The sequence below is a fragment of the Streptomyces scopuliridis genome (genome assembly GCF_042790125.1).
Lineage (GTDB): Bacteria > Actinomycetota > Actinomycetes > Streptomycetales > Streptomycetaceae > Streptomyces > Streptomyces scopuliridis_A.
This window is the reverse complement of the sequence record NZ_JBHTZS010000023.1, coordinates 24,469-49,734: the sequence shown is the minus strand read 5'-3', so window position 1 is coordinate 49,734 and position 25,266 is coordinate 24,469. Positions and strand designations below refer to the sequence as shown.

24 protein-coding genes are annotated in these 25,266 nt (G+C 71.1%); 18 read left to right on the top strand and 6 right to left on the bottom strand.

Going from position 1 to position 25,266, the window contains the following annotated elements:
• The first annotated feature begins 30 nt into the window (after positions 1-30).
• Positions 31-1,143 (top strand): alpha/beta hydrolase, encoded by a 1,113-nt coding sequence (locus tag ACFRKB_RS28315; protein ID WP_383109355.1) that lies wholly within the window; start codon positions 31-33, stop codon positions 1,141-1,143.
• A gap of 83 nt (positions 1,144-1,226) precedes the next feature.
• Here ACFRKB_RS28315 and ACFRKB_RS28310 read toward each other — a convergent pair whose 3' ends face one another.
• Positions 1,227-2,399, bottom strand: coding sequence for an ABC transporter ATP-binding protein (locus tag ACFRKB_RS28310; protein WP_383109354.1), 1,173 nt, complete (start codon positions 2,397-2,399; stop codon positions 1,227-1,229).
• Between the two features lie 141 nt (positions 2,400-2,540).
• On the opposite strand from ACFRKB_RS28310, the gene ACFRKB_RS28305 reads away from it, so the two are divergent.
• From ACFRKB_RS28305 to ACFRKB_RS28290, 4 genes are all read left to right on the top strand, one after another.
• Positions 2,541-3,290: an ABC transporter permease gene (locus tag ACFRKB_RS28305; protein ID WP_383109352.1), complete on the top strand. Its 750-nt coding sequence runs from the start codon at positions 2,541-2,543 to the stop codon at positions 3,288-3,290.
• A gap of 2 nt (positions 3,291-3,292) precedes the next feature.
• Positions 3,293-3,985, top strand: a complete 693-nt coding sequence (locus tag ACFRKB_RS28300) for an ABC transporter permease (RefSeq protein WP_383109351.1) — start codon at positions 3,293-3,295, stop codon at positions 3,983-3,985.
• Positions 3,986-4,022: 37 nt separating this feature from the next.
• Positions 4,023-5,009: an ABC transporter substrate-binding protein gene (locus tag ACFRKB_RS28295; protein ID WP_383109350.1), complete on the top strand. Its 987-nt coding sequence runs from the start codon at positions 4,023-4,025 to the stop codon at positions 5,007-5,009.
• Between the two features lie 153 nt (positions 5,010-5,162).
• Positions 5,163-6,215 carry a hypothetical protein gene (locus ACFRKB_RS28290; protein WP_383109348.1) on the top strand — a complete coding sequence of 351 codons (1,053 nt, stop codon included), beginning with the start codon at positions 5,163-5,165 and terminating at the stop codon, positions 6,213-6,215.
• Between the two features lie 28 nt (positions 6,216-6,243).
• On the opposite strand, the gene ACFRKB_RS28285 is transcribed toward ACFRKB_RS28290, so the two are convergent.
• Complete coding sequence (locus tag ACFRKB_RS28285; RefSeq protein WP_383109347.1) at positions 6,244-7,395, bottom strand: NADH-quinone oxidoreductase subunit D; 1,152 nt, start codon at positions 7,393-7,395, stop codon at positions 6,244-6,246.
• A complete protein-coding gene (locus ACFRKB_RS28280) occupies positions 7,392-8,405 on the bottom strand; it encodes an SAM-dependent methyltransferase (RefSeq protein WP_383109419.1) in 1,014 nt (337 codons plus the stop codon). The genes ACFRKB_RS28285 and ACFRKB_RS28280 overlap by 4 nt, the downstream gene beginning before the upstream one ends.
• Positions 8,406-8,540: 135 nt before the next feature.
• Between ACFRKB_RS28280 and ACFRKB_RS28275 the strand changes: the two genes are divergently transcribed.
• Entirely contained in the window at positions 8,541-9,728 is a 1,188-nt protein-coding gene (locus ACFRKB_RS28275; protein ID WP_383109346.1) for a sensor histidine kinase, read from the top strand.
• A 157-nt stretch (positions 9,729-9,885) separates the two neighbouring features.
• Positions 9,886-10,557 (top strand): response regulator transcription factor, encoded by a 672-nt coding sequence (locus tag ACFRKB_RS28270; protein ID WP_383109345.1) that lies wholly within the window; start codon positions 9,886-9,888, stop codon positions 10,555-10,557.
• Between the two features lie 30 nt (positions 10,558-10,587).
• On the opposite strand, the gene ACFRKB_RS28265 is transcribed toward ACFRKB_RS28270, so the two are convergent.
• On the bottom strand, positions 10,588-11,676 hold the full coding sequence (locus ACFRKB_RS28265) for a DUF5937 family protein (RefSeq protein WP_383109343.1): 1,089 nt from the start codon (positions 11,674-11,676) through the stop codon (positions 10,588-10,590).
• Between the two features lie 128 nt (positions 11,677-11,804).
• Positions 11,805-13,118 (bottom strand): threonine aldolase family protein, encoded by a 1,314-nt coding sequence (locus tag ACFRKB_RS28260; RefSeq protein WP_383109342.1) that lies wholly within the window; start codon positions 13,116-13,118, stop codon positions 11,805-11,807.
• Between the two features lie 135 nt (positions 13,119-13,253).
• Between ACFRKB_RS28260 and ACFRKB_RS28255 the strand changes: the two genes are divergently transcribed.
• The 10 genes from ACFRKB_RS28255 to ACFRKB_RS28210 all read left to right on the top strand — a co-directional run bounded on the left by ACFRKB_RS28255 (position 13,254) and on the right by ACFRKB_RS28210 (position 21,707).
• Positions 13,254-14,207: a Rossmann-like and DUF2520 domain-containing protein gene (locus ACFRKB_RS28255; protein WP_383109341.1), complete on the top strand. Its 954-nt coding sequence runs from the start codon at positions 13,254-13,256 to the stop codon at positions 14,205-14,207.
• 89 nt (positions 14,208-14,296) lie between these two features.
• Positions 14,297-15,316 (top strand): pantoate--beta-alanine ligase, encoded by a 1,020-nt coding sequence (gene panC, locus ACFRKB_RS28250; protein WP_383109339.1) that lies wholly within the window; start codon positions 14,297-14,299, stop codon positions 15,314-15,316.
• Positions 15,313-17,151 (top strand): L-aspartate oxidase, encoded by a 1,839-nt coding sequence (locus ACFRKB_RS28245; RefSeq protein ID WP_383109338.1) that lies wholly within the window; start codon positions 15,313-15,315, stop codon positions 17,149-17,151. The genes panC and ACFRKB_RS28245 overlap by 4 nt, the downstream gene beginning before the upstream one ends.
• 2 nt (positions 17,152-17,153) lie before the next feature.
• Positions 17,154-18,200, top strand: coding sequence for a carboxylating nicotinate-nucleotide diphosphorylase (gene nadC, locus ACFRKB_RS28240; RefSeq protein WP_383109337.1), 1,047 nt, complete (start codon positions 17,154-17,156; stop codon positions 18,198-18,200).
• Entirely contained in the window at positions 18,200-18,997 is a 798-nt protein-coding gene (locus ACFRKB_RS28235; RefSeq protein ID WP_383109336.1) for a type III pantothenate kinase, read from the top strand. The genes nadC and ACFRKB_RS28235 overlap by 1 nt, the downstream gene beginning before the upstream one ends.
• Positions 18,998-19,177: 180 nt before the next feature.
• A complete protein-coding gene (locus tag ACFRKB_RS28230) occupies positions 19,178-19,777 on the top strand; it encodes a hypothetical protein (protein ID WP_383109417.1) in 600 nt (199 codons plus the stop codon).
• A gap of 14 nt (positions 19,778-19,791) precedes the next feature.
• Positions 19,792-19,980, top strand: a complete 189-nt coding sequence (locus tag ACFRKB_RS28225) for a hypothetical protein (RefSeq protein ID WP_383109334.1) — start codon at positions 19,792-19,794, stop codon at positions 19,978-19,980.
• A gap of 143 nt (positions 19,981-20,123) precedes the next feature.
• Positions 20,124-20,678, top strand: a complete 555-nt coding sequence (locus tag ACFRKB_RS28220; RefSeq protein WP_383109333.1) for a BlaI/MecI/CopY family transcriptional regulator — start codon at positions 20,124-20,126, stop codon at positions 20,676-20,678.
• A gap of 9 nt (positions 20,679-20,687) precedes the next feature.
• Positions 20,688-21,227: an amino-acid N-acetyltransferase gene (locus ACFRKB_RS28215; RefSeq protein WP_078490958.1), complete on the top strand. Its 540-nt coding sequence runs from the start codon at positions 20,688-20,690 to the stop codon at positions 21,225-21,227.
• A gap of 144 nt (positions 21,228-21,371) precedes the next feature.
• The gene (locus tag ACFRKB_RS28210; protein ID WP_030354444.1) at positions 21,372-21,707 is read left to right on the top strand and encodes a histone-like nucleoid-structuring protein Lsr2; all 336 of its coding nucleotides are present in this window, start codon (positions 21,372-21,374) and stop codon (positions 21,705-21,707) included.
• Here ACFRKB_RS28210 and ACFRKB_RS28205 read toward each other — a convergent pair.
• Positions 21,686-22,297, bottom strand: a complete 612-nt coding sequence (locus ACFRKB_RS28205) for an SCO3374 family protein (protein ID WP_383109332.1) — start codon at positions 22,295-22,297, stop codon at positions 21,686-21,688. The genes ACFRKB_RS28210 and ACFRKB_RS28205 overlap by 22 nt on opposite strands.
• A gap of 434 nt (positions 22,298-22,731) precedes the next feature.
• On the opposite strand from ACFRKB_RS28205, the gene ACFRKB_RS28200 reads away from it, so the two are divergent.
• On the top strand, positions 22,732-25,254 hold the full coding sequence (locus tag ACFRKB_RS28200; protein WP_383109331.1) for an ATP-dependent Clp protease ATP-binding subunit: 2,523 nt from the start codon (positions 22,732-22,734) through the stop codon (positions 25,252-25,254).
• The last annotated feature ends 12 nt before the right edge of the window (positions 25,255-25,266 follow it).

The following is a 25,266-nucleotide window of genomic DNA, read 5'->3' as shown; positions in this document are numbered from 1 at the left end:
GAAAATCTCACAGGAGAAAGCTCGGTCGACATGGGTCTCACCAGCCGTAAAGTCCTGGCCTTGGCCGTCCTGCTGGCTGTTGCGCTGTTCGTCCTGACCGTCTGGCTCTGGCCGCGGCTGTCGCGGAGTACGCCGCGTGTCGTGCTCGGCCGGGTCGGACTGCTGTTCGCCACGCAGGTGGCGGTGTTCATGGCGATCGGTCTCGTCGCCAACAACTCCTTCCTCTTCTACGGTTCGTGGTCCGACCTGTTCGGGCGCGAGCAGGACCTGGGGGCGGTCGTCGACCACTCGGCCGACGGGAATCACGTGACGGTGATGGACACCCAGCGGACGCCCACGCCGGGCGGTTCGGTGCCCTCGGTGGCCGGCCAGGTCCAGCGGATCGTCGTCAGCGGTCCGAAAACCGGGATCGACAGCACCGCGTACGTGTATCTCCCGCCGGAGTACTTCCGGCCGGGGTTCGTGCACCGGACCTTCCCGGTCGCCGTGGTGCTCACCGGCTATCCGGGGATGGCGGAGAACCTGATCAAGGGGCTGAACTATCCGAAGACCGCGTGGCAGCTGGCCAAGGACGGCAAGATGCAGCCGATGGTGCTGGTGATGCTGCGGCCCACCGTGGCGCCGCCGAGGGACACCGAGTGCGTGGACATCCCGCGCGGGCCGCAGACGGAGACGTTCTTCGCCAAGGACCTGCCCCTGGCGGTGTCCCGGACGTACCGGGTCGGGCGCGAGCCGAAGAGCTGGGGCATCATCGGCAACTCCACCGGCGGCTACTGCGCGCTGAAGATCGCCATGCACCATCCGGAGCGGTACTCCGTGGGCGTCGGGCTCTCCGCGTACTACAAGGCGCCCGTCGACCCGACGACCGGTGATCTCTTCCGGGGCGACAAGCAGCTGCGGAACCGCTCCGATCTGCTGTGGAGCCTGGACAACCGGCCGCAGGGCAATGTGTCCCTCCTGGTCACCTCGTCCAAGAAGGGTGAGGGGAATCTCAAGGCCACACGGTCGTTCATCAGCAAGGTCAAGGCGCCCTCGCATGTGTCGTCGATCATCCTCGACAGCGGCGGTCACAACTTCAACACCTGGCGCCGGGAGATCCCGCCGGCCCTGGAGTGGATGAGCGGGCGGCTCTACTCGAACTGACGCGCCGCCGCCGGGGCGGGCTTCAGCGGCTGCGTCCTCCGCGGCTGCGTCCTTTGCGGCCTGTCTTCAGCGGCTGTGTCTTCTCAGGCGGACGCGACCGTGCTGACCGTCTCCAGCTCCACCTCCGTACGGGGGATGGCCTGCGCGTCCGCGTCGATCGAGCGGCGCAGCGCCTCGTGCAGCCTGGCCGGGGTGAGGACCCCGAGGAAGCGCCCCGTCTCCTCCTTGTCGATCACCGCGATCCACCCCGCGTCGTGCTGGAGCATCGTCGCGAACGCCTGCTTCAGGGAGGCGCCGACCGGCAGCCATGCCTCCATCCGGCGGGCGTGCTCCCGTACGGTCCCGGACGCGCCGGTCCGCTCGGTGGAGATCCAGCCGTGCAGATTGTCGGCGGAGTCCAGGACGACGGCCCAGCGCGCGCCCTCCTCGGCGAGCTTCGCCGCGGCCCGCCCCAGCGGGTCGTCGAGATGAACGATGGGCGGCTGTTCGAGGTCGCCCTCCTCGATGGAGGTGACGGAGAGCCGCTTCAGACCGCGGTCCGCGCCGACGAAATCGGCGACGTACGGGGTGGCGGGCGCGCCGAGCACGGCGGCGGGGGCGTCGAACTGTTCGATCCTGCCCTGTCCGTAGACGGCGATACGGTCGCCGAGGCGGACCGCTTCCTCGATGTCGTGCGTGACAAACAGCACAGTCTTGCGGACCGCCGCCTGGAGCTTGAGGAACTCGCTCTGGAGATGGTCGCGTACGACGGGGTCGACCGCGCCGAAGGGCTCGTCCATCAGCAGGACGGGCGGATCGGCCGCCAGGGCACGGGCCACGCCCACGCGCTGGCGCTGGCCGCCGGAGAGCTGCTCGGGGTAGCGGTCGCCGTAGACGGACGGGTCGAGACCGACCAGGTCGAGGAGTTCGGCGGCGCGCTCCCGGCCCTTGCCGCGCTGCCAGCCGAGCAGATGCGGGACGGTCGCGGTGTTCTCCAGGACCGTCTTGTGCGGGAAGAGGCCGACCTGCTGGATCACATAGCCGATACGGCGCCTGAGCTGCACCGGGTCGATGGCGGATATGTCGTCCCCGTCGAGGAATATCCGTCCCTCGGTCGGCTCGATGAGGCGGTTGACCATTTTCATGGTGGTGGTCTTGCCGCAGCCGGAAGGTCCGACGAGCGTGACCAGTTCGCCCTGGGGGACCTCGAAGGAGAGGTCGTCGACAGCGGTCGTGCCGTCCGGGTACCGCTTGGTGACGTGCTCGAATCGGATCATGGTTCCCCATTGTGCGGCGTGTTGTGTGAAGGCCATGTTGCTGGAATGTGGCGGGCTTCCGCGAATGTCAGTGGTCGGGGTTAGGGTCGCCAGGACAAAGAGCCATACATACGTTCGGGAAGACGGGGGAGGCGGGGATGGATGAGTACGCAAGGGTGCCTGGCGGCCAACGACTGGATCTGCGGGGAATATCTCCGCTCCCGTAGCCAGGAGTTGATCGACGCCACGGTCCAGCACGTGTGGATCACCGCGGTTTCGGTCGTCATAGGGCTGCTGGTGGCATTTCCGCTGGCCCTGCTGGCGCGGAGCAGGCCGTCTTTCGCCGGCCCGGTGCTGGGGCTGACGACGCTGCTCTACACGATTCCGTCGCTGGCGATGTTCTCGCTGCTGCTGCCCCTCTTCGGGCTCTCCGCCGGGCTGGTGATCACCGGCTTGGTGCTTTATTCACTGACTATTCTCGTGCGGAACATCATCGCGGGGCTCGAATCGGTGCCGGAAGAGGCACGGGAGGCGGCCCGCGGGATGGGGTACGGGCCGGGGCGGCTGCTCTGGGAGGTCGAGCTGCCCCTGGCGCTGCCCGCGCTGATGGCGGGCCTGCGCATAGCGACGGTGTCGACGGTCGCGCTGACCACGGTCGGGTCGATCGTCGGCCGGGGCGGGCTCGGCAATCTCATCGAGGACGCGCTGCCGAGCTTCTTCAAGGCGCAGGTGCTGACGGCCTCGGTGCTGTGTGTGCTGCTCGCGGTCCTCGCCGATCTGCTGCTGCTCGGAGTGCAGCGGCTGCTGACGCCCTGGACGCGCATACGCCCGGCGCGCACGTCCCGCCGTACGGCCGCGCCGGCCGGGACCGCCGGGACCGGGCCGGCCGATGCCGTGAAGGCGGTGGGCTGACCATGGGAGTTCTGGGAGAGGCGTTCGGCTGGCTGACGACCGGTGCCAACTGGTCCGGCGACGGCGGGGTGTGGCGGCGGCTGGAGGAGCACATCGTCGTCAGCGGGGTCGCGCTCGCGCTGGCGTGTGCCATCGCCCTGCCCGTAGCGCTCTATTTGGGGCATATCGGCAAGGGTGGCGCGCTCGCGATCAATATCTCCAATGTGGGCCGGGCGGTGCCGGTGTTCGCCGTGCTCGCCCTGTTCATGGTCTCGCCGCTGCGCAACTCGGGCTCGGTGCCCACGATCATCGCGCTGGTGCTCTTCGCCGTGCCGCCGCTGCTGACCAACGCCTATGTCGGGATGCGGGAGGTGGACAGTGCGGTCGTGGAGGCCGCCCGGGGGATGGGCATGTCCGGGCGCCAGCTCTTCGTACGGGTGGAACTGCCCCTCGCGTACCCGCTGATCATGACCGGGCTCCGCTCGGCCTCCGTACAGGTGGTGGCCACCGCCACCATCGCGGCGATGGTGGGACAGGGCGGCCTCGGCCGGATCATCACCGCCGGCTTCAACACGTACAACACCCCGCAGGTGGTCGCGGGTGCGCTTCTCGTCGCGCTGCTCGCGCTGCTCGTCGAAGGCGTGCTGGTGGCGCTGGACCGGGTCATCGACCCGGCGCCCTCGCTCGCCGCCCGGCCCTCCCGCACGACCGTGTGACGACCGACTTTCCGGCTTCTTGGAGATGGTGAACCTCATGAGCAAGACCTCGCGCCTCGCGGGTGCCGTACTGGGAGTGGTGGCCCTGACCACCTCGCTCGCCGCGTGCGGCGGCGACAGCCTGGAGAAGGACAAGAGCGGCTCCGCCGACTCCGCTGCCGGATCCGGCTCGGGGAAGAAGGGCTCGCTCGTCATCGGCGCGGCGGCCTTCACGGAGTCCAAGGTGCTGGCGGAGCTGTACGCCCAGATCCTGGGCGACGCCGGCTACTCCACGTCCGTCACCACGGTGAAGAACCGTGAGCTGTACGAACCGTCCCTGGAGAAGGGCGAGATCGACGTGGTGCCCGAATACGCCGCGACGATCACGGAATTCCTCAACGCCAAGGTGAACGGCGCCAAGGCGGCGGCCGAGAAGCCGCTCGCGTCCAGCGACTCCGCCGCCACGGTCGCCGAGCTGAAGAAGCTCGCCGAGCCGCTCGGACTGAAGGTGCTGCCCGCCGGTCAGGCGGTGGACCAGAATGCCTTCGCCGTCACCAAGGAATTCGCCGAGAAGAACAAGCTGAAGACGCTTTCCGATCTTGGAAAGTCGAAGCTCAAGGTGAAGATCGCGGCGGGCGACGAGTGCGAGGTGCGGCCCTTCTGCGCACCGGGCCTGAAGAAGACGTACGGCATCGACGTGGCGGGCATCGACCCCAAGGGCGTCGGCACCCCGCAGTCCAAGCAGGCCGTCAAGGACGGTGTCGACCAGGTGGTCCTGAGCAGCACCACGGACGGCACGCTCGACAGCTTCGGACTCGTCGTGCTGGAGGACGACAAGAAGCTCCAGAACGCCGACAACGTACTGCCGGTGGTCAATGCCAAGGACGCCGGTTCGGCGGAGATAGCCGATGTCCTGGGCAAGCTGACCGACGCCCTGACGACCGACGATCTCGCGAAGTTGAACCTCAAGGTCGATGCCGAGCGGGCGAAGCCGGAGGATGTCGCCAAGGAGTACTTGGAGTCCAAAGGTCTGGTCAAGAAGTAGCGGCCGGACAGCGCCCGCGAGGTAACCGGCGCCAGGCAAAACGGAGTTCTGTAGAGGAAACAGGAGTGGAAGGGGAGGAGGGCCGGCAACGGGCCGAGAAAGATTGTCCGACCGGCCCCCCATTCGGTCTCCACGCACGGTAAATTTCAGGCCATGCCACGTGGACGCCACCGCCATTCCCCACCCCTCCACAAGCTTCTGCCGCCGACGGCGGTCGCCGGAGCCGCGGTTCTCTGTGCCGCGGGCGCCTGGTTCCTCGCGGAGCCCGTGGTGCTCCGCGGTCTGGTCGCGGTGGCGGCCGCGGCGGCGGTCTCCGGCGCGGTCTTCATGCGCAGCTGGGACCGCGGCGCCGGGCGCCGGGTCGCCGAGCTGACGCGCGCGCGGGAGAGCGACGGCTGGAAGGCCGAGGAGCGCATAGCCGAACTGGAAGCCGACGTCGAGGAGTCGCGCGAGCTGCGCCTCAAGCTCGAAGCGAAGCTGCGCGCCAAGCGGATCGAGCTGGCTGGGCTGCGCGGTGAACACGCCGCGCTGCTGCGCCGGTACGCCACCGCGGAGACCGAGCGCGCCACCGCGCTGGAGGGACGGCGTCAGCTCGCCCTGGAGGCGGCGGCCGAGCCCAAGGCCCTGCCCGCCGGGGGCAGCACGCCCACCAAGGCGGCGTATGTCAGCGCCGCGCGGGCCCTGGACGAACTGCCGCGCAACGCCGCCGTCCAGCAGGCGAAGCGTACGGTCGAGGCGGCCCGTGCGCGCGATCTCGCGGAACGGGCCACGGAGGCGGGGGAGTCGCGGGGGAAGCACGCGGCGGCCGCCGGGGCCGAGCACCACAGCCGCCCGGCGTCCGCCCTTCCCGCCGCACTCGTCCCCACGGCGTCCGCGATCGTCCCGTACGCCCCGCAAGGCCGTTCCGCGCGGCGGCCCGAGGGCGGCTTCGACTTCTTCGGCGCGCAGGCCGCCGCCCAGAACGCCGTGCAGAACACGCGCGGCGGGCTGCGGAAGGCGGACGCGGACGACACCGAACGTCCCGCACCGGCCGCCGAACTGGCGCGTGTCGAGCGCGAGGACCTCGCGGATGTGGTCGGTGAGGAGGCGCTCGCCGAGCGGCGCCGGGCCGAGGAGCGCGGTATCGGTCAGGTCATCGATCTGACCGCGCACGACGAGACCGAGCCGCTCGAACTGGGAGAGCTGCGCAACGCGATCAGCGGCTGAGGCGAGCCGCTGCCTCGCCCCTGGCCCGCTACTTGTCGATGTCACCGACGACGAAGAAGAGCGAGCCCAGGATCGCCACCATGTCGGCGACCTGCGTCCCGGGCAGCAGCTCGGTCAGCGCCTGGATGTTGTTGAACGAGGCCGAGCGCAGCTTCAGCCGGTACGGCGTCTTCTCGCCCTTCGAGACCAGGTAGTAGCCGTTGATGCCGAGAGGGTTCTCGGTCCACGCGTACGTGTGCCCCTCGGGCGCCTTCAGCACCTTGGGCAGGCGCTGGTTGATCGGCCCGGGCGGCAGCTCCGCGATCCGGTCCAGACAGGCGTCCGCCAGCGCCAGCGCGTTGTGCGTCTGCTCCAGCAGGCATTCGAACCGCGCCAGACAGTCGCCCTCCTCGCGGGTCACGACCGTGAGCGTGTCGCGCAGTTCGCCGTACGCGAGATACGGCTCGTCGCGGCGCAGATCGAAGTCCACCCCCGAGGCGCGGGCGATCGGCCCGGACACCCCGTACGCGTGGACCGCCTCCCGCGACAGCACCCCGACCCCGCGGGTACGGCCCCGGAAGATCTCGTTGCCGAGGACCAGCCGGTCGTACACGTCCATCCGCGAACGCACCGACGCGATCGCGGCCCTGGCACGCCCCTGCCAGCCCGCGGGAAGGTCGGCCTTGAGGCCGCCGACCTGGTTGAACATGTAGTGCATCCGGCCGCCGGAGACCTCCTCCATCACGCCCTGGAGCTCCTCGCGCTCCCGGAACGCGTAGAACACCGGGGTGATACCGCCCAGTTCGAGCGGGTACGAGCCGAGGAACATCAGATGGTTGAGCACCCGGTTCAGCTCGGCGAGCAGCGTTCTGGTCCATACGGCGCGCTCGGGCACCTCCATGCCGAGCATCCGCTCGACGGCCAGCACCACGCCCAGCTCGTTGGAGAACGCCGAGAGCCAGTCATGGCGGTTGGCGAGGACCAGGACCTGCCGGTAGTCGCGCGCCTCGAAGAGCTTCTCCGCGCCCCGGTGCATATAGCCGATGACCGGCTCCGCCCGCTGGATCACCTCGCCGTCGAGCACGAGACGCAGCCGGAGCACCCCGTGGGTGGAGGGGTGCTGCGGGCCGATATTGAGCACCATGTCCGTGCTCTCCGCCGCGCCGCCGATACCGACCGTCGTCCGGGTGGTCTCCGTCATGGGCGACAGTCTCTCAGAGCGCCGCTCGTCCCCCCGAGGCCCACGGGCTGCATGAGCCAGCCGAAGTCCCCCAGGCCGCCCCGGGCCGTCAGTTCGGCCGCCTCCCCGGCCGCCGCGAGCGCCCGTACGTACGCGGCCGGATCCGTGGTGGCGAGGGACAGCGGCGGCCGTGCGCCGCTCACTCCCAGCCGGTGCAGGGCCTCGCGCTGGCCGATCAGCTCCGCGCCGGGCAGGGCGCAGGCGTCCAGCGCCACATGGGCGGTGAGATCGCTGCCGCCGTCCGGTACGGGAGGCACCTCCCGGCCCGCCCGGAAGCCGGTCAGGGTGCCGAACAGCGGCCGGGCGTCCCGTACATGCGCGTAGTCGACCGCGACCGCGAGGCCCCGCTCCAGGGTGGCGACGGCCGCCGCCCACGCCTCGTCGCGCGGCCGGCCGATCTCCGCGCGGGTGCCGGGGCCGGCCGGCGGCCACCAGCGGGCGAGCCATTCGGCATCGGGGCCCTCGACCGGGTCGCCCGGCTCCTCGGAGCCGTCCGGCCGGACGAGGACGTACCGTACGACCCCGTCGGGGCCGGTCTCCGCGATGTCGACGGGGACGTTGTCGAGCCACTCGTTCGCGAAGAGCAGCCCGCTGACCCCGGCCGGCGGCTCCGTACCCCACGCGATACGCGGATCCAGCCCCGCGGGCCGCGGGGCGCGCTCGACCGCGTACGGCCGCACCGTGAGCCCCTCCGGGACCGCGGCCAGGATTCCGGATAGCAGTTCGCCGCGGCCCGCGCCGAGGTCGACGAGCGCCACGTCGTCCGTGCCCAGCCGCTCGGCGGTGTCGGCCAGCAGCCGGGCGACGGCGGCGGCGAAGAGCGGGGAGGCGTGGACCGACGTACGGAAGTGCCCGGCCGGTCCCTCGGGGCGCAGATAGAAGCCACCTGGGCCGTACAGGGCGCGCTCCGCGGCCGTACGCCACCGGACCGGCCCGGTCCCGCACCGGCCGTCCGCGGCCCCTCGCGGCATACCCGGCACCCCGGGCGACTTACACGTCTCATCCGTCACGGCGTCAAGTCTCCACCTTGGGGAGTACGATTCCGCCGACCGGATCGGCCCTCCGGTTGACCCGTCCCCCTTTCCCGCCTCACTACGCTGGGTTACGTGCAGCGCTTCTACGACTTTCTCCGCGGACACCCGACGGGCGTCGACAGCTTCTGGGCTGTCCTGCTCTTCGGTCTTTCGCTGTTGTGGGTGGTCCAGGAGAACCAGGGCGTGGTGGCCATCCCGCTGGTCCTGCTGCTGAGCATCTCCGTCGCGCTGCGCCGCCGCGCGCCCGAGAAGGTGCTGCTGCTCACGCTCGCCCTGGGCCTCGCGCAGCTCGCCCTGGACGTGGAGGCCAATCCGGCCGACTTCGCGATGCTGGTGATCATCTACACCGTCGCCGCGCAGGGCGGGCCGCGCTGGGCCTCGCGGCTCGCGCTGATCGGCGGGCTGCTGGCCGCTCCCCTGTCGCAGGTGCGCTGGCCCGAGGACGGTATCGGCACCGGGAGCCGGGTCGCCGTCGCCATCGTCATGAGCGTGCCGTTCGCCCTCGCCTGGGTGCTCGGCGACTCCGTCCGTACCCGCCGCGCCTACTTCGACCAGCTGGAGGAGCGGGCCACCCGGCTGGAGAAGGAGCGCGAGGCGCAGGCCAAGGTGGCGGTCGCCGCCGAGCGGGCCAGGATCGCCCGTGAGCTGCACGACGTCGTCGCCCACAACGTCTCGGTGATGGTGGTCCAGGCGGACGGCGCCGCCTATGTGCTGGACGCGGCGCCCGACCAGGCCAAACAGGCCCTGGAGACCATTTCGAGCACCGGCAGGCAGGCGCTGGCCGAGATGCGCAGACTGCTGGGCGTGCTGCGGACCGGTGACGCCCAGGAGAGCGGCGAGTACGTGCCGCAGCCCGATGTCGGACAGATCGAGGATCTGGTCGAGAAGGTACGGGGCGCCGGGCTGACCGTGGACTTCCGGATCGAGGGCACCCCGCGTCCGCTGCCCAGCGGGGTGGAGCTGACCGCGTACCGCATCGTGCAGGAAGCCCTCACCAACAGCCGCAAGCACGGCGGACCCGATGTGGGCGCCAGCGTGCGTCTGGTCTACTTCGACGACGGGCTCGGTCTGCTGGTCGAGGACGACGGACGGGGCGCGGCGCACGAACTGTACGAGGACGGCGGGGCCGACGGGCGCGGGCATGGGCTCATCGGCATGCGGGAGCGGGTCGGTATGGTCGGCGGCACACTGGACGCCGGGCCGCGCCCCGGGGGCGGCTTCCGGATCAGCGCGCTGCTGCCGCTGAAACCCGCGAACTGAGGCGCGTCGGCCCGCGCACCGGGGCGTACCGCGCACCGGTGCGTACCGGCGTCCGCCACCTCCAGCCGTCCGCCACCTCCAGCCGTCCGCACCTCCAGCCATCGGCGGTCCACTCCCCAGCAGGCCGCCATTCCCCTACCGGACAAGGACCCCGCAGATGTCGATCCGCGTCATGCTCGTCGACGACCAGGTGCTGCTGCGCACCGGATTCCGTATGGTGCTGGCCGCGCAACCGGACATGGAGGTCGTCGCGGAGGCCGGGGACGGCGCGGAGGCGATCGAGAATCTCCGCTCCACCGCCGTGGACGTCGTCCTGATGGACGTCCGTATGCCCAGGCTGGACGGCGTCGAGGCGACCCGCCGGATCTGCGCGGAGCCCGACGCCCCGAAGGTGCTCATCCTGACCACCTTCGATCTGGACGAGTACGCGTTCTCCGGACTCAAGGCCGGGGCGAGCGGATTCATGCTGAAGGACGTGCCGCCGAGTGAACTGCTCAGCGCGATCCGCTCGGTGCACAGCGGTGACGCCGTCGTCGCCCCGTCCACGACCCGGCGGCTGCTGGACCGCTTCTCGCCGATGCTGCCCAGCGCGAACAAGCCGCGGCACAAGGAGCTGGACCGGCTGACCGACCGCGAGCGCGAGGTCATGCTGCTGGTCGCGCAGGGGCTGTCGAACGGGGAGATCGCCGGCCGGCTGGTGCTCTCCGAGGCGACCGTGAAGACGCATGTCGGCCGGATCCTCACCAAGCTCGGACTGCGCGACCGCGTACAAGTGGTCGTCCTCGCCTACGAGACGGGACTGGTGCGGGCCGGCGGCGGAGCCGTCTGAGGCCGCACGCTGCCGTGGATCAACGTCCTTTCAGCGCAGCAGCCCCTCCAGGAAGTCGCTCCCGAGCCGGGCCACCATGGCGACATCCAGCTGATGCAGCACATAGCGCCCGCGCCGCTGGGTCGTCAGCAGCCCCGCCTTCCGCAGCACCGCCAGATGCCGGGAGACCTCGGGCGCGGTGATCCCGTACGTATCGGCCAGCTCGCTCGTCGAGTACGAGCCGCGCGCCAGGCTCCGGCACAGCCGCATCCGCATGGGGTGGGCGACCGCCTCCAGACGCAGCTTGACCGTCTCCACGGGCGTGGCGTCCGTCAGCTCCCGCGCGGAGACCGGGTACTGCACGACCGGCTGCCAGCCGGGTGTGTGCAGCGCCACCAGATGGGGCCAGCCGAAGGCGGTGGGCAGGAACGTCAGCCCCCGTCCCGTCGCGGCCGCGCGGCCGTCGGACAGTTTGTCCACCACGATCCTCGTACGGAGCCCGTCCTCCTCCAGCGTGACGGCGGGGGAGACCGCGGCGACGGCCTCCGCGAGGCCCTTGCGGCGCAGCATCTCGGTCTTGTGCCGGGCGTCGGCGGCGAGTTGGACGCGGACGCGCCGCCAGGTGTCCGCGAAGAACGCCTCCTCGCAGTCTTCGAGCAGCCGGCGTATCCAGGCCCTGACCCCGGGCGGATCGGCCAGCATCTGCCGTACGAACGCGGCCTGTCGGGGACCGCGGGCCGCCGCCAGCTCCAGCGCGCGCTGCCGTACGTCCGCGTCGATGAGCGGCGAGGGCAGGCCCTCGCCGTACTGGCTGGCGCAGGAGATCTCCAGCGCCGCCGCCACGTATTTCTCGTCGTCGATCAGATCGAGGTCGTCCAGCTCCTCCGCGAGCGTCTCCCGGGGCGCGGCGGGCAGCAGGATGTCGGCGCGGGTCGACCGCCACAGGAAGTCCGCCTCGTGCAGCCGGTCGGCCAGCTCGGGCTTGAGCGCGGCGGAGGTGGTGGTGATCCAGCCGTGCAGCCGGGCGTGATGGGAGGGCTCGGAGAGCGCGTGCAGGGCGGCACCCAGCTCCGCCAGCGGGGACGGGCCGAAGGTGATCCGCTCCCGGGGCAGGCCGGTGATGTCGATGAACACGCTCATGAAGCCATGGTGCACGCCGCCACTGACAACCGGTCCGTCGATTGACGGCCCGCGTCAAACGGGACGACCGGCGGGCGCGGCGGCTCCGGGGCGCCCGCCCCGATCGCCCCGCCGGTCCTTCAGGCTTCTCAGGACAGTGTCTCCAGCACCCTGGTCACGAACTCCTCGACCGCCGCCCGTACCTCCTCCGCCGTCCACTCAAGCCCCGGCTCCGCCACCGTGACCTCTGTGAAGGAGAGCCCGCGAATGCCCGCGGCCGGGGCCGACCAGACCCGGAACAGCGCCGTCTTCGTCTCCTCCGCCTGCCGTACCGCCGCCTCGTTCAGCACGTCCGGGTCGTACGGCAGCCACACCCGGAACTGATGGGTCTGCGGCGGCTCCGGGTGTACGCGGAACCACGGCACGGCGGACGCCGCGAAGCCCTCGGCCAGCGCCGCGGCCACCACGCGCGCGTGCGCCACGTACGAGGGCAGCTTGGGCAGTTCGCGCTCCAGGCCCAGCAGGGCCGTCAGCGCCGCCGGGTACTGATGGAAGAGCTGGCCCCCGTAGCGGTGCCGCCAGACCCGCGCCTCCTCCACCAGCTCCGGGGGACCGGCGAGCGCCGCGCCCGACAGCCCGCCGAGCGACTTGTAGAAGGACACGTACACGCTGTCCGCGAGCCCCGCGATCTCGGCCAGGGACCGCCCGAAGTGCGGGACGCACTCCCACAGCCGCGCGCCGTCGACATGCACCACCGCGTCCCGCTCCCGCGCCGCGTCCACGGCCGCCACCAGCTCGTCCCAGGACGGCAGCACGAACCCCGCGTCGCGCAGCGGGAGTTCCAGCATCAGCGTGCCGAAGGGCTCGGCCAGGTCCTGGATCTCGGCGGCGGCGGGCAGCCGGGGCTCCTTCGTCGGATGGACCGTACGCAGCCCGCTGACCACCGACAGCGCACCGCCCTCATGCACCTCGGGGTGGGCGAGCGGGTGCAGCGCCACCGTGCTGTTGCCCGTACGCCCCGCCCAGCAGCGCAGTGCCACCTGCTGCGCCATCGTGCCCGTCGGGAAGAAGGCCGCGGCCGGGAAGCCGAGCAGTGCGGCCACCCGCCGCTCCAGCTCCGCGACGATCCCGTCGCCGTACAGGTCCGGCTGTTCGTCCATGTCGTACACGGACCCCGCGTCCGCGGCCAGGGCGGCCAGCCGTTCGCCCATCGGCCGGTCCATCGGCGCGCGGACCATCACGCGCTCCGACGCCAGCCACGCGGCCAGCCTGCGCCGCCGCGCGGCCTGTGCGGTCTTCTCGCCGTCCGGCCCGGCCTCAAGGGCGTCCCCGCCGTCCGGTCCGGGCTCGTGGAGCTTCTCGCCGTCCGGTCCGGGCTCATGGAGCTTCTCGCCGTCCTGGTCGGCCTCATGGACCCGGTCGGCCCGATCTGTCCCGCCGGCCCGCTCACTTGTCTTTCCCATGGGACCGAATCATCGCCCACCCGCGGCCCCCTGCCCACAGCCTGTGGACAGCCAAGTGGCGGGGCGCGACGCTGGCGTAGCATGGCGAGAAATCGTCCGGTACCCACCGCGGACTGGAACGGAAGGCCCCACCGCGTGAACCCAACAGCACAGGAACCCTTCGATCCCCGGGACCGCCCCGCGCGGCTCACGGTCGGTGTCGTCGGAGCGGGCCGTGTCGGCCCCGCGCTGGCCGCGTCCCTGCGGCTCGCCGGGCACCGTCCGGTCGCCGTCTCGGGCGTATCGGACGCCTCGGTACGGAGGGCTGCGGCGCTGCTGCCCGACATCCCGATCGTCACCCCCGCCGAAGTCCTCGCCCGCGCCGATCTGGTGCTGCTGACCGTTCCCGACGACGCCCTGCCCGGACTGGTCGACGGACTCGCCGAGACCGGTGCCGTACGGCCGGGACAGCTGCTCGTACACACCTCGGGGCGGTACGGCGCGAAGGTGCTCGACCCGGCCCTGCGCGCCGGCGCCCTGCCGCTCGCCCTGCATCCCGCGATGACCTTCACCGGCACCTCGGTGGATGTCCAGCGGCTGGCCGGCTGCTCCTTCGGCGTCACCGCTCCCGAGGAGCTGCGACTGGCCGCCGAGGCGCTGGTCATCGAGATGGGCGGCGAGCCCGAGTGGATCGCGGAGGAGTCGCGTCCGCTGTACCACGCGGCCCTGGCCCTGGGCGCGAACCACCTGGTCACGCTGGTCGCCCAGTCCATGGAGCTGCTGCGCACCGCCGGGGTCGAAGCGCCCGAGCGGATGCTCGGCCCGCTGCTCGGCGCCGCCCTGGACAACGCGCTGCGCTCCGGGGACGCCGCCCTCACCGGGCCGGTCGCGCGCGGGGACGCGGGTACGGTCGCCGCGCATGTCGCCGAGCTGCGCGCGCACGCGCCCGGCGCCGTGGCGGGGTATCTCGCGATGGCCCGTACGACCGCCGACCGGGCGCTGGCGCACGGTCTGCTCAAGCCCGAGCTCGCGGAGGACCTCCTCGGCGTCCTCGCCGGCGGCGACCCCCTCGGGGACGCCCGCGGGGACGGCGCCGGGGGCACCCGATGACCACGCGTACGCATCCTGAGGCGCGTCTCGAAGAGGACCGCGCGGAACAGGACCGCGCCCGCGCATCCTGGAAACGTGGAGACCATCCGATGAGCCTCGAACTCGCTCCCACGCGCGCGGACCTCGACCGCCTCCTGGAGAGGCGCCCGGCCCCCGGCCGGATCGCGGTGGTGATGACCATGGGCGCGCTCCACGACGGGCACGCGAGCCTCGTACGGGCCGCGCGCGCCCATGCCGGACCCGACGGGTTCGTCGTGGTCACCGTCTTCGTCAACCCGCTCCAGTTCGGCGCCGGCGAGGACCTGGAGCGCTATCCCCGCACGCTCGAAGCCGATCTGAAGACCGCGGCGGAGGCGGGCGCCGACGCCGTCTTCGCGCCGTCCGCCGACGAGGTCTACCCCGGCGGCGCCCCCCAGGTCACGATCACGGCGGGCCCCATGGGCACGCGCCTGGAAGGCGCCTCGCGCCCCGGGCACTTCGACGGCGTGCTGACCGTCGTCGCCAAACTGCTCCACCTCACCCGGGCCGACGCCGCCTTCTTCGGCCAGAAGGACGCCCAGCAGCTCGCCCTGGTCCGCCGGATGGCCCGTGATCTGAACTTCCCCGCCGAGATCGTCGGCGTACCGACGGCCCGTGCCGACGACGGTCTCGCGCTCTCCAGCCGCAACCGCTATCTCTCCGTCCCCGAGCGCCGCACCGCACTCGCGCTCTCCCGGGCCCTGTTCGCCGCCAGCGACCGGCTCGGCGCCCAGCAGGCACTGCGCGCCCGCGCCGAGTACGCCCCCACGCCCGGCGCGCGGGCCGCCGCGCTTTCCGCACTCGGCGAGGCCCGGCTCGCGGCCGACGCCCACGCCGTGGCCGCGGCGGGCAGCGCCGGAGAGGACTGGAACGGCGCCGACGGGGTACGGGCCGCGGCCCGCGCCGTCCTCGACGAGGCGGCCAGGTCCGTACCGCCGCTGACCCTCGACTATCTCGCCCTGGTCGACCCCGCCGACTTCACCGAGGTCCCCGACGACCACACCGGCGAGGCGGTCCTCGCCGTCGCCGCGCGCGTCGGGACCACGCGGCTGATCGACAACATCCCGCTGACCTTCGGAGCCTCCCAGTGACCGGAACCGGTATACGGCTGGCCGCCCCCGCGCCCGGCTGGGCCATCGACGCCGATGTCGTGGTGGTCGGCTCCGGCGTCGCCGGTCTCACCGCGGCCCTGCGCTGCACCGCCGCCGGGCTCCGTACCGTCGTCGTCACCAAGGCCCGGCTCGACGACGGCTCCACGCGCTGGGCGCAGGGCGGTATCGCCGCGGCGCTCGGTGAGGGCGACACCCCGGAACAGCATCTGGCGGACACCCTCGTCGCGGGCGCGGGCCTGTGCGACGAGGAGGCGGTCCGCACCCTCGTCACCGAGGGCCCCGCGGCCGTACACCGCCTCATCGGCACCGGTGCGCACTTCGACACCTCCGCCACCGGGGAGCTCCAGCTCACCCGCGAGGGCGGCCACCACCGCCGCCGTATCGCCCACGCGGGCGGCGACGCGACCGGCGCCGAGATCTCCCGCGCCCTGGTCGGGGCGGTCCGCGACGCAGCGCTCCGTACGGTCGAGAACGCGCTGGTCCTGGACCTGCTGACGGACGAGCACGGCCGTACGTCCGGCGTCACCCTCCATGTGATGGGCGAGGGCCAGCACGACGGCGTCGGCGCGGTCCGCGCCCCCGCGGTGATCCTGGCCACCGGCGGCATGGGCCAGGTCTTCTCGGCGACGACCAACCCGGCGGTCTCCACGGGCGACGGCGTGGCGCTGGCGCTACGGGCGGGCGCGGAGGTCTCCGACCTGGAATTCGTCCAGTTCCATCCGACGGTGCTCTTCCTCGGCACCGGCGCCGAGGGCCAGCAGCCGCTGGTCTCCGAGGCGGTACGGGGCGAGGGAGCGCATCTCGTCGACGCCGACGGCGTCCGGTTCATGCTCGGACAGCACGAACTGGCGGAGCTGGCCCCGCGCGACATCGTCGCCAAGGCGATCATGCGCCGGATGCGGGAGCAGGGCGCCGCGCACATGTATCTGGACGCCAGGCACTTCGGCGCCGCCATGTGGGAGACCCGCTTCCCCACGATCCTGGCGGCCTGCCGGGCGCATGGCATCGACCCGGTCACGGAGCCCGTCCCGGTGGCGCCCGCCGCCCACTACGCGTCGGGCGGCGTCCGTACGGACCTGCGCGGGCGGACGACCGTACCGGGGCTGTACGCGTGCGGCGAGGTCGCCTGTACGGGCGTCCACGGCGCGAACCGGCTGGCCTCCAACTCCCTCCTGGAGGGGCTGGTCTTCGCGGAACGGATAGCCGCGGACATCGCGGAGGGCGGCACGTCGGAGGGCGGCACGGCGGAGAGCGACACGGCCGAGGGCGGCCCATCGGAGGGCGGCGCAGGGCACAGCACGGCCGAGCCCGCCGCCGTCCCCGCCGAACCGGCCGGCACCGTCCCGCTGCCGCTCATCGCCCCCGAGGCCCGCGCCACGATCCAGCGGATCATGTCCGAGGGCGCGGGCGTGCTCAGATCCGCCGCCAGCCTGGGCACCGCCGCGGCCGCCCTGGAGACCGTCCACGAGCAGGCGCGGCAGGCCCAGGACCAGGACGGATCCGGCCCCGGGAAGCCGGCCGTCCCCGGCGTCGAATCCTGGGAGACGTCGAATCTGCTCTGCGTCGCCCGGGTCCTGGTCGCCGCCGCCCTGGAGCGCGAGGAGACCCGCGGCTGCCACTGGCGCGAGGACCGCCCCGAGCGCGACGACACCGACTGGGCCCGCCATCTCGTCATCAGCCTGACGCCCGACCGCCGGCCGGTACTGCGCCGCACCGCGACGGCCGCGTTCCCGCCCGTGCACCCGGGCGCCGGGCCGCACACCCCACCCAGCCCCGCAATCCCACCCCACGCCGACGCCCCCAGGGAGCCGTAACCGTGAGCACGCCCGAAGACAGTCCGCGCCCCGAGCCCGTGGACGTACCGCTCATCCAGATCGGCGCCCCGGCCGCGGCGCCGGCCCCCCAGGGCGGCTGCGGCGACGGCTGCGGCTGCTCCGCGGGCGAGGACGGCTACGGACCCGACGACCTGGAGTGCGGCCTCGACCCCGCGCTCGCCGCGCTGCTCGCCGACGCGGGCCTGGACCCCGTCCAGGTCGAGGACATCGCGCATGTCGCCGTCGCCGAGGACCTCGACCACGGCGTGGACGTGACGACCGTCGCGACCGTCCCCGAGGACGCCGTCGCCACGGGCGACTTCACCGCGCGCGAGAGCGGTACGGTCGCGGGCCTGCACATCGCCGAGGCCGTGCTCTCCCTCGTCTGCACGGAGGAGTTCGCCGTCGAGCGCCATGCCGCCGACGGCGACCGCGTCGAGGCGGGCCAGAAGCTGCTGAGCGTCACCACCCGCACCCGCGATCTGCTCACCGCCGAGCGCAGCGCGCTCAACCTGCTGTGCCGGCTCTCCGGCATCGCGACCGCCACACGCGCCTGGGCCGACGTACTCGAAGGCACCGGCGCCAAGGTCCGCGACACCCGCAAGACCACCCCGGGGCTGCGCGCCCTGGAGAAGTACGCGGTGCGCTGCGGCGGCGGGGTCAACCACCGGATGTCGCTCTCCGACGCGGCCCTGGTGAAGGACAACCACGTGGTCGCGGCGGGCGGCGTCGCCCAGGCGTTCAAGGCCGTACGGGAACGGTTCCCCGACGTCCCCATCGAGGTCGAGGTCGACACCCTCCACCAGGTCCGCGAAGTCCTGGACGCGGGCGCCGATCTGATCCTGCTGGACAACTTCACCCCGGCCGAGACGGCGGAGGCCGTGGGCATCGTCGCGGGCCGCGCGGTCCTGGAGTCCTCGGGCCGGCTCGTCCTCGGCAACGCGCGCGCCTACGCGGAGACGGGCGTCGACTTCCTCGCGGTCGGGGCGCTCACCCACTCCTCCCCGATCCTCGACATCGGCCTCGACCTGCGAGAGGCCGGCGTCTGATGCTGCTCACCATCGACGTCGGCAACACCCATACCGTCCTCGGCCTGTTCGACGGCGAGGAGATCGTCGAGCACTGGCGCATCTCCACCGACGCCCGCCGCACCGCCGACGAACTCGCCGTGCTCCTCCAGGGACTGATGGGGACGCACCCGCTGCTCGGCGAGGAACTGGGCGACGGCATCGAGGGCATCGCGATCTGCTCGACGGTCCCGTCCGTGCTGCACGAACTGCGCGAGGTGACCCGCCGCTACTACGGCGACGTCCCCGCCGTCCTCGTGGAGCCCGGCATCAAGACGGGCGTGCCGATCCTGATGGACAACCCCAAGGAGGTCGGCGCGGACCGCATCATCAACGCGGTCGCGGCGGTCGAGCTGTACGGCGGCCCGGCGATCGTCGTCGACTTCGGTACGGCGACGACCTTCGACGCGGTCAGCGCGCGCGGCGAGTACGCGGGTGGTGTCATCGCCCCCGGCATCGAGATCTCGGTCGAGGCGCTGGGCGTCAAGGGTGCCCAGCTCCGCAAGATCGAGCTGGCCAGGCCGCGCAGCGTGATCGGCAAGAACACGGTCGAGGCGATGCAGGCCGGCATCCTGTACGGCTTCGCCGGCCAGGTCGACGGGGTGGTGGCGCGGATGGCGCGCGAGCTGGCCGAGGACCCCGAGGAGGTCACGGTGATCGCGACCGGCGGCCTGGCCCCCATGGTGCTGGGCGAGGCGTCCGTGATCGACGAGCACGAGCCCTGGCTCACCCTCATCGGTCTGCGCCTGGTGTACGAGCGGAACGTCTCGCGCATGTGAGCGCGGGGTCCCACCGGCGCGGGCGGACCTACCCGTCCAGGGCGGGGAGCACCGGCGCACCTCGTTCGCCGGTCCCTCGTTCGGCGGGCGGGCCGCGCCAGAAGAGGGGCGTTAAGCGGATTTTGTCCCTTTGGCGCGTACTGTCGCCGCATGCCCACGCCATACGGATCCCGCGGCGGCATGGCCTTCGGTGCCGACGAGCTGAGTGTGCTCCGACGTGCCCTCGCCGTTGCCCTCCATCCCGCCCCGCTCCCGAACGAGGACGTCCGGGCCTGCCTGGCCCTCGCCGAGTCCGTGGACGAGGCCGTGCGCGAGGCCGGGCGCCTGCGGGCCTTTCTCCAGGCCGACCTCACGAGGTACCGGGAAGCGCTTCCCGGGTCCCTCGCGGGCTATCTGGAGCTGCTCCAGGACGCCCTGGCGGCCGGCTACCGCCCCCGGCCCGACGATCTCGCGGCGCTGCGCGCCCTGCGCGGCAATCCGGTCGCGGCGGCCCTGCTCGACCGCTGCCGGCGGCTCGCGGACCGGTCGGTACGCGCCCACCTGGCCGGAGTCCCCGCCGCCACGGCCCCCGCTCCCCGCACCCGCCTCCTCGCGCTCCCCGGCGGACGCGCGGCCGACGAGCCGGCCAAGGAGCCCCGCGAGCCCCGTAAGCCGCGCGAGCCCCACCGGCCCGAAAAGCCCGAGCGCCCCGAGAAGGACCGGCCGATGCCCAAGCCGTCCGAGGTCTTCCCGCCTCGCCGCCGGCCCGCGCCCCCGCCGGAGGAGCGCGCCGCCGGATAGCTACTCTGGACGCCATGGACTACGTATCCGCGCTCCTGCCCCCCGTGGTGATGGCCGCTTTCTTCACCGGCCTGGTCGTGACGATCGTCAAGAGCCAGGGCGGTCCGAACAAGTCCAAGGAGGACGCCGCCGTCGACGCGGCGATGGCCCGCGCGGACGCCGCCCAGCAGCAGTCCCGTACCGCCGACCCGCACAACGCCTGAGGTACGAGCGCTCGGCACGCACTCGACAAGCGCTCGGCACGCGCGCTCAACATATGACCAGGACGTACGACTGATTCCAGTCGTACGTCCTTTTTGTTACGTCAATAACCGGCCATTCGGACATCTCGCACTATGGTGGCGCTGTGCCCCGACAATTGGGAGACCTGGAAGACGCCGTCATGACACGCGTCTGGCAATGGAACCGTCCGGTCACCGTCCGGGAAGTCCTCGAAGACCTTCAGCAGGAGCGGTCCATCGCCTACACCACCGTCATGACCGTAATGGACAATCTCCATCAGAAGGGCTGGGTGCGCCGGGAAGTCGAAGGCCGCGCCTATCGATATACGGCGGTCTCCACCCGCGCCGCCTACGCCGCGGCCCTGATGAACGAAGCCTGGTCGAAGAGCGACAACCCCGCCGCCGCGCTTGTCGCCTTCTTCGGCATGATGTCGCCGGAGCAGCGCCAGTCACTGGAGGACGCGGTCCGCCTGGTGCGCCGCGACCGGCCGGAAGGCGACGGTACGGAAGAAGCCGCTTCCGGAGAAGCTGATACGGAAACGATCAGTATGGAAACGGAAGCGGTCAGTAACGAAGGTGCCGGCGTACAAGACCGGGAAGAACCGCAAGAGCCGCAAGAGCCGGATGCGTCCGAAGGGCCGGACGAGGGCGCCGACACAGGGCGCGAGTCGGGGCGATAGCGTCCAGTCATGCCGTCAGCCGTTCCGCATCCCAATGCCGAAGCAAATGCCCTCACCGTCAGACGGGCCAGGACCAGGGATGTACCGGCGGTCCGCCGTCTCGTGGACCCTTACGTGAGCGAAGGCATCCTGCTCGACAAAGCGCCGGTGACGCTTTACGAGGACATCCAGGAGTTCTGGGTCGCGGAACGCGACGAGGACGCGACTGTCATCGGCTGCGGTGCCTTGCATGTGATGTGGGAAGACCTCGCCGAAGTGCGCACACTCGCGGTGGATCCCGCGGTCAGGGGCACCGGCGCCGGCCATCTACTGCTGGACAAGCTGCTGGAGACCGCCCGCTGGCTCGGAGTGCGGCGCGTATTCTGTCTCACCTTCGAAGTCGAGTTCTTCGCGAAGCGCGGCTTCGTGGAGATCGGCGAGACGCCGGTCGACGGAGATGTGTACAGAGAGCTGCTGCGTTCCTATGACGAGGGTGTTGCCGAGTTCCTGGGTCTCGAACGGGTGAAGCCGAACACCTTGGGCAACAGCCGGATGCTTCTGCACCTGTGATCGCCGGGAAGACACCAGACCCTATGTCCGAATCGCGCACGTTTCCCGTGTTCTCGCTGGACTGAACCTCTGCCGGGGGTTTGTGTTTTCCTGAGAAAAGCGGTTTCCTTTCCGCGTACTGCATTTTCGATGAAAGGAAATCCGGTGGCACAGAAGGTTCAGGTCCTTCTTGTCGATGACCTCGACGGTGGCGAGGCGGACGAGACGGTGACGTTCGCTCTGGACGGCAAGACCTACGAGATTGACCTCACGACCGCCAATGCGGACAAGCTGCGGGGTCTGCTCGATCCGTACACCAAGGGTGGCCGGCGTACCGGCGGTCGCGCCGCGGGCAGCCGTGGCAAGGGTCGTGTCGCCGCGGGCGGTAACAAGGACACCGCGGAAATCCGCAAGTGGGCGAAGGAGAACGGCTACAGCGTCAACGACCGCGGCCGTGTTCCCGCCGAGATCCGTGAAGCCTACGAGAAGGCCAACGGCTGAGTTCTCGTACGAAGAGTATTTCTGCGCAGCAAACGGGCCCGGTGGCACTCCGTCGCCGCCGCGTCCACGAGTCGTACGAGATCGGGGGCACCCCCACCGCTGCCCCCGTCACCGCCGCCGTGCCCGAACGGTGCGAGCGCCGGCAGCGTCGGCTCCACCTCGCGGCCGGGCTCGGGGGGTCGCAGCCAGACAGCGGCCCCCTGCGCAGTGGCAGCGGTGGCACCCGGCCACCGGGGCGGTGCGGGGGCCGGCATCCGTCCGTCCGCGCCGAGCGCGGTCAGGCCCAGGGCGATTCCGCCCCACTCCAGCCAGTCGAGCAGCCCCGGCACCTCGTCGGCGCTCCCCGCGGCCACCAGAAACGCCATCCGCTCCCCGTGGAGCGCCACCGGCCCCGTCGCACCGGTCCGCCGCAGCACCGCGTCCCCCGCGTCCGCGGGCAGTTCCAGTACGTCGAAGCGGCGCCCGGTGAGCAGCTGGAGCGGCGGCCCCGCGACGGTCTCCCAGCCCAGCCCCTTCCCGTACCACCGCGCGAGCGACCGCGCGCGGCCCCCTTCGGGCGGGGTCCGGGGGAGCGGGACGGTGAAGGACATACCCGGGGCAACTCCCCAACCCCGCCTGGAGTTACGCTGAGTCCGCGACCGATCGCGGAGAGTGCTCGGTATGGGGGCGTGAGAGCGCGTTCGGGAGCGCAAGGGTGTTCGCCCGTAGCGGAGGGAACCGGGGTGCGCCGCATGGAGTGTCACTGCTTGCGGGTAAGACATTCCTAGTGGGAAGGGGCGACACGCGGTTGCCGGGCGTCTCACGTTCGCCATCGGCGTACTGATGGTGGGGGTATATGCCTGGCCTGCGGGAACATCGTCTCGCACCATCGGGTTGGAGCTGTTGTCCGGCGTTCGGGGCTGGGAGCCTGGGACAGGTAGTCGGCAGTTGGAATGAGCGGTCCCCGCTTGCGGGACTAAGCTGCGGAAGGACAGGGAGGGGACCGACCCCTTTACTGCCTGACCGCTCTGAGGAGCGATTAACGATGTTCGAGAGGTTCACCGACCGCGCGCGGCGGGTTGTCGTCCTGGCTCAGGAAGAAGCCCGGATGCTCAACCACAACTACATCGGCACCGAGCACATCCTCCTGGGCCTTATCCATGAGGGTGAGGGTGTCGCCGCTAAGGCCCTGGAGAGCCTCGGGATTTCGCTCGAGGCGGTCCGCCAGCAGGTGGAGGAGATCATCGGCCAGGGCCAGCAGGCCCCGTCCGGCCACATCCCCTTCACCCCCCGTGCCAAGAAGGTCCTGGAGCTGTCGCTCCGCGAGGCTCTTCAGCTGGGCCACAACTACATCGGCACGGAGCACATCCTGCTCGGCCTGATCCGCGAGGGCGAGGGCGTCGCCGCCCAGGTCCTCGTGAAGCTGGGCGCCGATCTCAACCGGGTGCGGCAGCAGGTCATCCAGCTGCTCTCCGGATACCAGGGCAAGGAGGCCGCCACAGCGGGCGGTCCCGCGGAGGGCACACCCTCCACGTCCCTGGTCCTCGACCAGTTCGGCCGGAATCTCACCCAGGCCGCCCGCGAATCCAAGCTCGACCCGGTCATCGGGCGCGAGAAGGAGATCGAGCGGGTCATGCAGGTGCTGTCCCGCCGTACGAAGAACAACCCAGTGCTCATCGGCGAGCCCGGCGTCGGCAAGACGGCGGTCGTCGAGGGGCTGGCCCAGGCCATCGTCAAGGGCGAGGTGCCCGAGACCCTCAAGGACAAGCACCTCTACACCCTCGACCTCGGCGCGCTCGTCGCGGGTTCCCGCTACCGCGGTGACTTCGAGGAGCGGCTGAAGAAGGTCCTGAAGGAGATCCGCACCCGCGGGGACATCATCCTGTTCATCGACGAGCTCCACACCCTGGTGGGTGCGGGTGCCGCCGAGGGCGCGATCGACGCGGCGAGCATCCTGAAGCCGATGCTGGCCCGCGGCGAGCTCCAGACCATCGGTGCGACCACGCTCGACGAGTACCGCAAGCACCTGGAGAAGGACGCGGCCCTGGAGCGCCGCTTCCAGCCCATCCAGGTCGCGGAGCCGTCGCTGCCGCACACGATCGAGATCCTCAAGGGCCTGCGCGACCGTTACGAGGCGCACCACCGCGTGTCCATCACGGACTCCGCGCTGGTCGCCGCCGCGACGCTCGCCGACCGCTACATCTCGGACCGCTTCCTGCCGGACAAGGCGATCGACCTGATCGACGAGGCCGGCTCCCGGATGCGTATCCGCCGGATGACCGCTCCGCCGGACCTCCGCGAGTTCGACGAGAAGATCGCGGGCGTCCGCCGCGACAAGGAGTCGGCGATCGACTCCCAGGACTTCGAGAAGGCGGCGTCTCTCCGTGACAAGGAGAAGCAGCTGCTGGCCGCGAAGACCAAGCGGGAGAAGGAGTGGAAGGCCGGCGACATGGACGTCGTCGCCGAGGTGGACGAGGAGCTGATCGCCGAGGTCCTGGCGACGGCCACGGGCATCCCGGTCTTCAAGCTCACCGAGGAGGAGTCCTCGCGGCTGCTCCGCATGGAGGACGAGCTCCACAAGCGCGTCATCGGCCAGAAGGACGCCATCAAGGCGCTCTCGCAGGCGATCCGCCGTACGCGAGCGGGTCTGAAGGACCCCAAGCGCCCCGGTGGCTCGTTCATCTTCGCCGGCCCGTCCGGTGTCGGTAAGACCGAGCTGTCCAAGACGCTCGCCGAGTTCCTCTTCGGCGACGAGGACGCGCTGATCGCTCTCGACATGTCGGAGTTCAGCGAGAAGCACACGGTCTCGCGTCTCTTCGGCTCTCCCCCCGGATACGTGGGCTACGAGGAGGGCGGCCAGCTCACCGAGAAGGTGCGCAGGAAGCCGTTCTCCGTGGTCCTCTTCGACGAGGTCGAGAAGGCCCACCCCGATATCTTCAACTCCCTGCTCCAGATCCTGGAGGACGGCCGGCTGACCGACTCCCAGGGCCGGGTCGTGGACTTCAAGAACACGGTCATCATCATGACGACCAACCTCGGGACCCGGGACATCTCCAAGGGGTTCAACCTGGGCTTCGCCGCCCAGGGCGACACCAAGACCAACTACGAGCGGATGAAGAACAAGGTCAACGAAGAGCTGAAGCAGCACTTCCGGCCGGAGTTCCTCAACCGCGTCGACGACACGGTGGTCTTCCACCAGCTCACCGAGGAAGACATCATCCAGATCGTCGACCTCATGGTGAACAAGGTGGACGAGCGGCTGAAGGACCGGGACATGGGCCTTGAGCTCAGCCCGAACGCCAAGTCGCTGCTGGCCAAGAAGGGTTACGACCCGGTCCTGGGCGCCCGGCCGCTGCGCCGGACGATCCAGCGCGAGATCGAGGACGTCCTCTCCGAGAAGATCCTCTTCGGCGAGCTGCGCCCCGGTCACATCGTGGTCGTGGACACCGAGGGCGACGGTGAGGCGCGGAAGTTCACCTTCCGCGGCGAGGAGAAGTCGCCTCTGCCGGACGTCCCTCCGATCGAGCAGGCGGCCGGCGGCGGCCCGAACCTGACGAAGGACGTGTAAGGCTCACGCCTC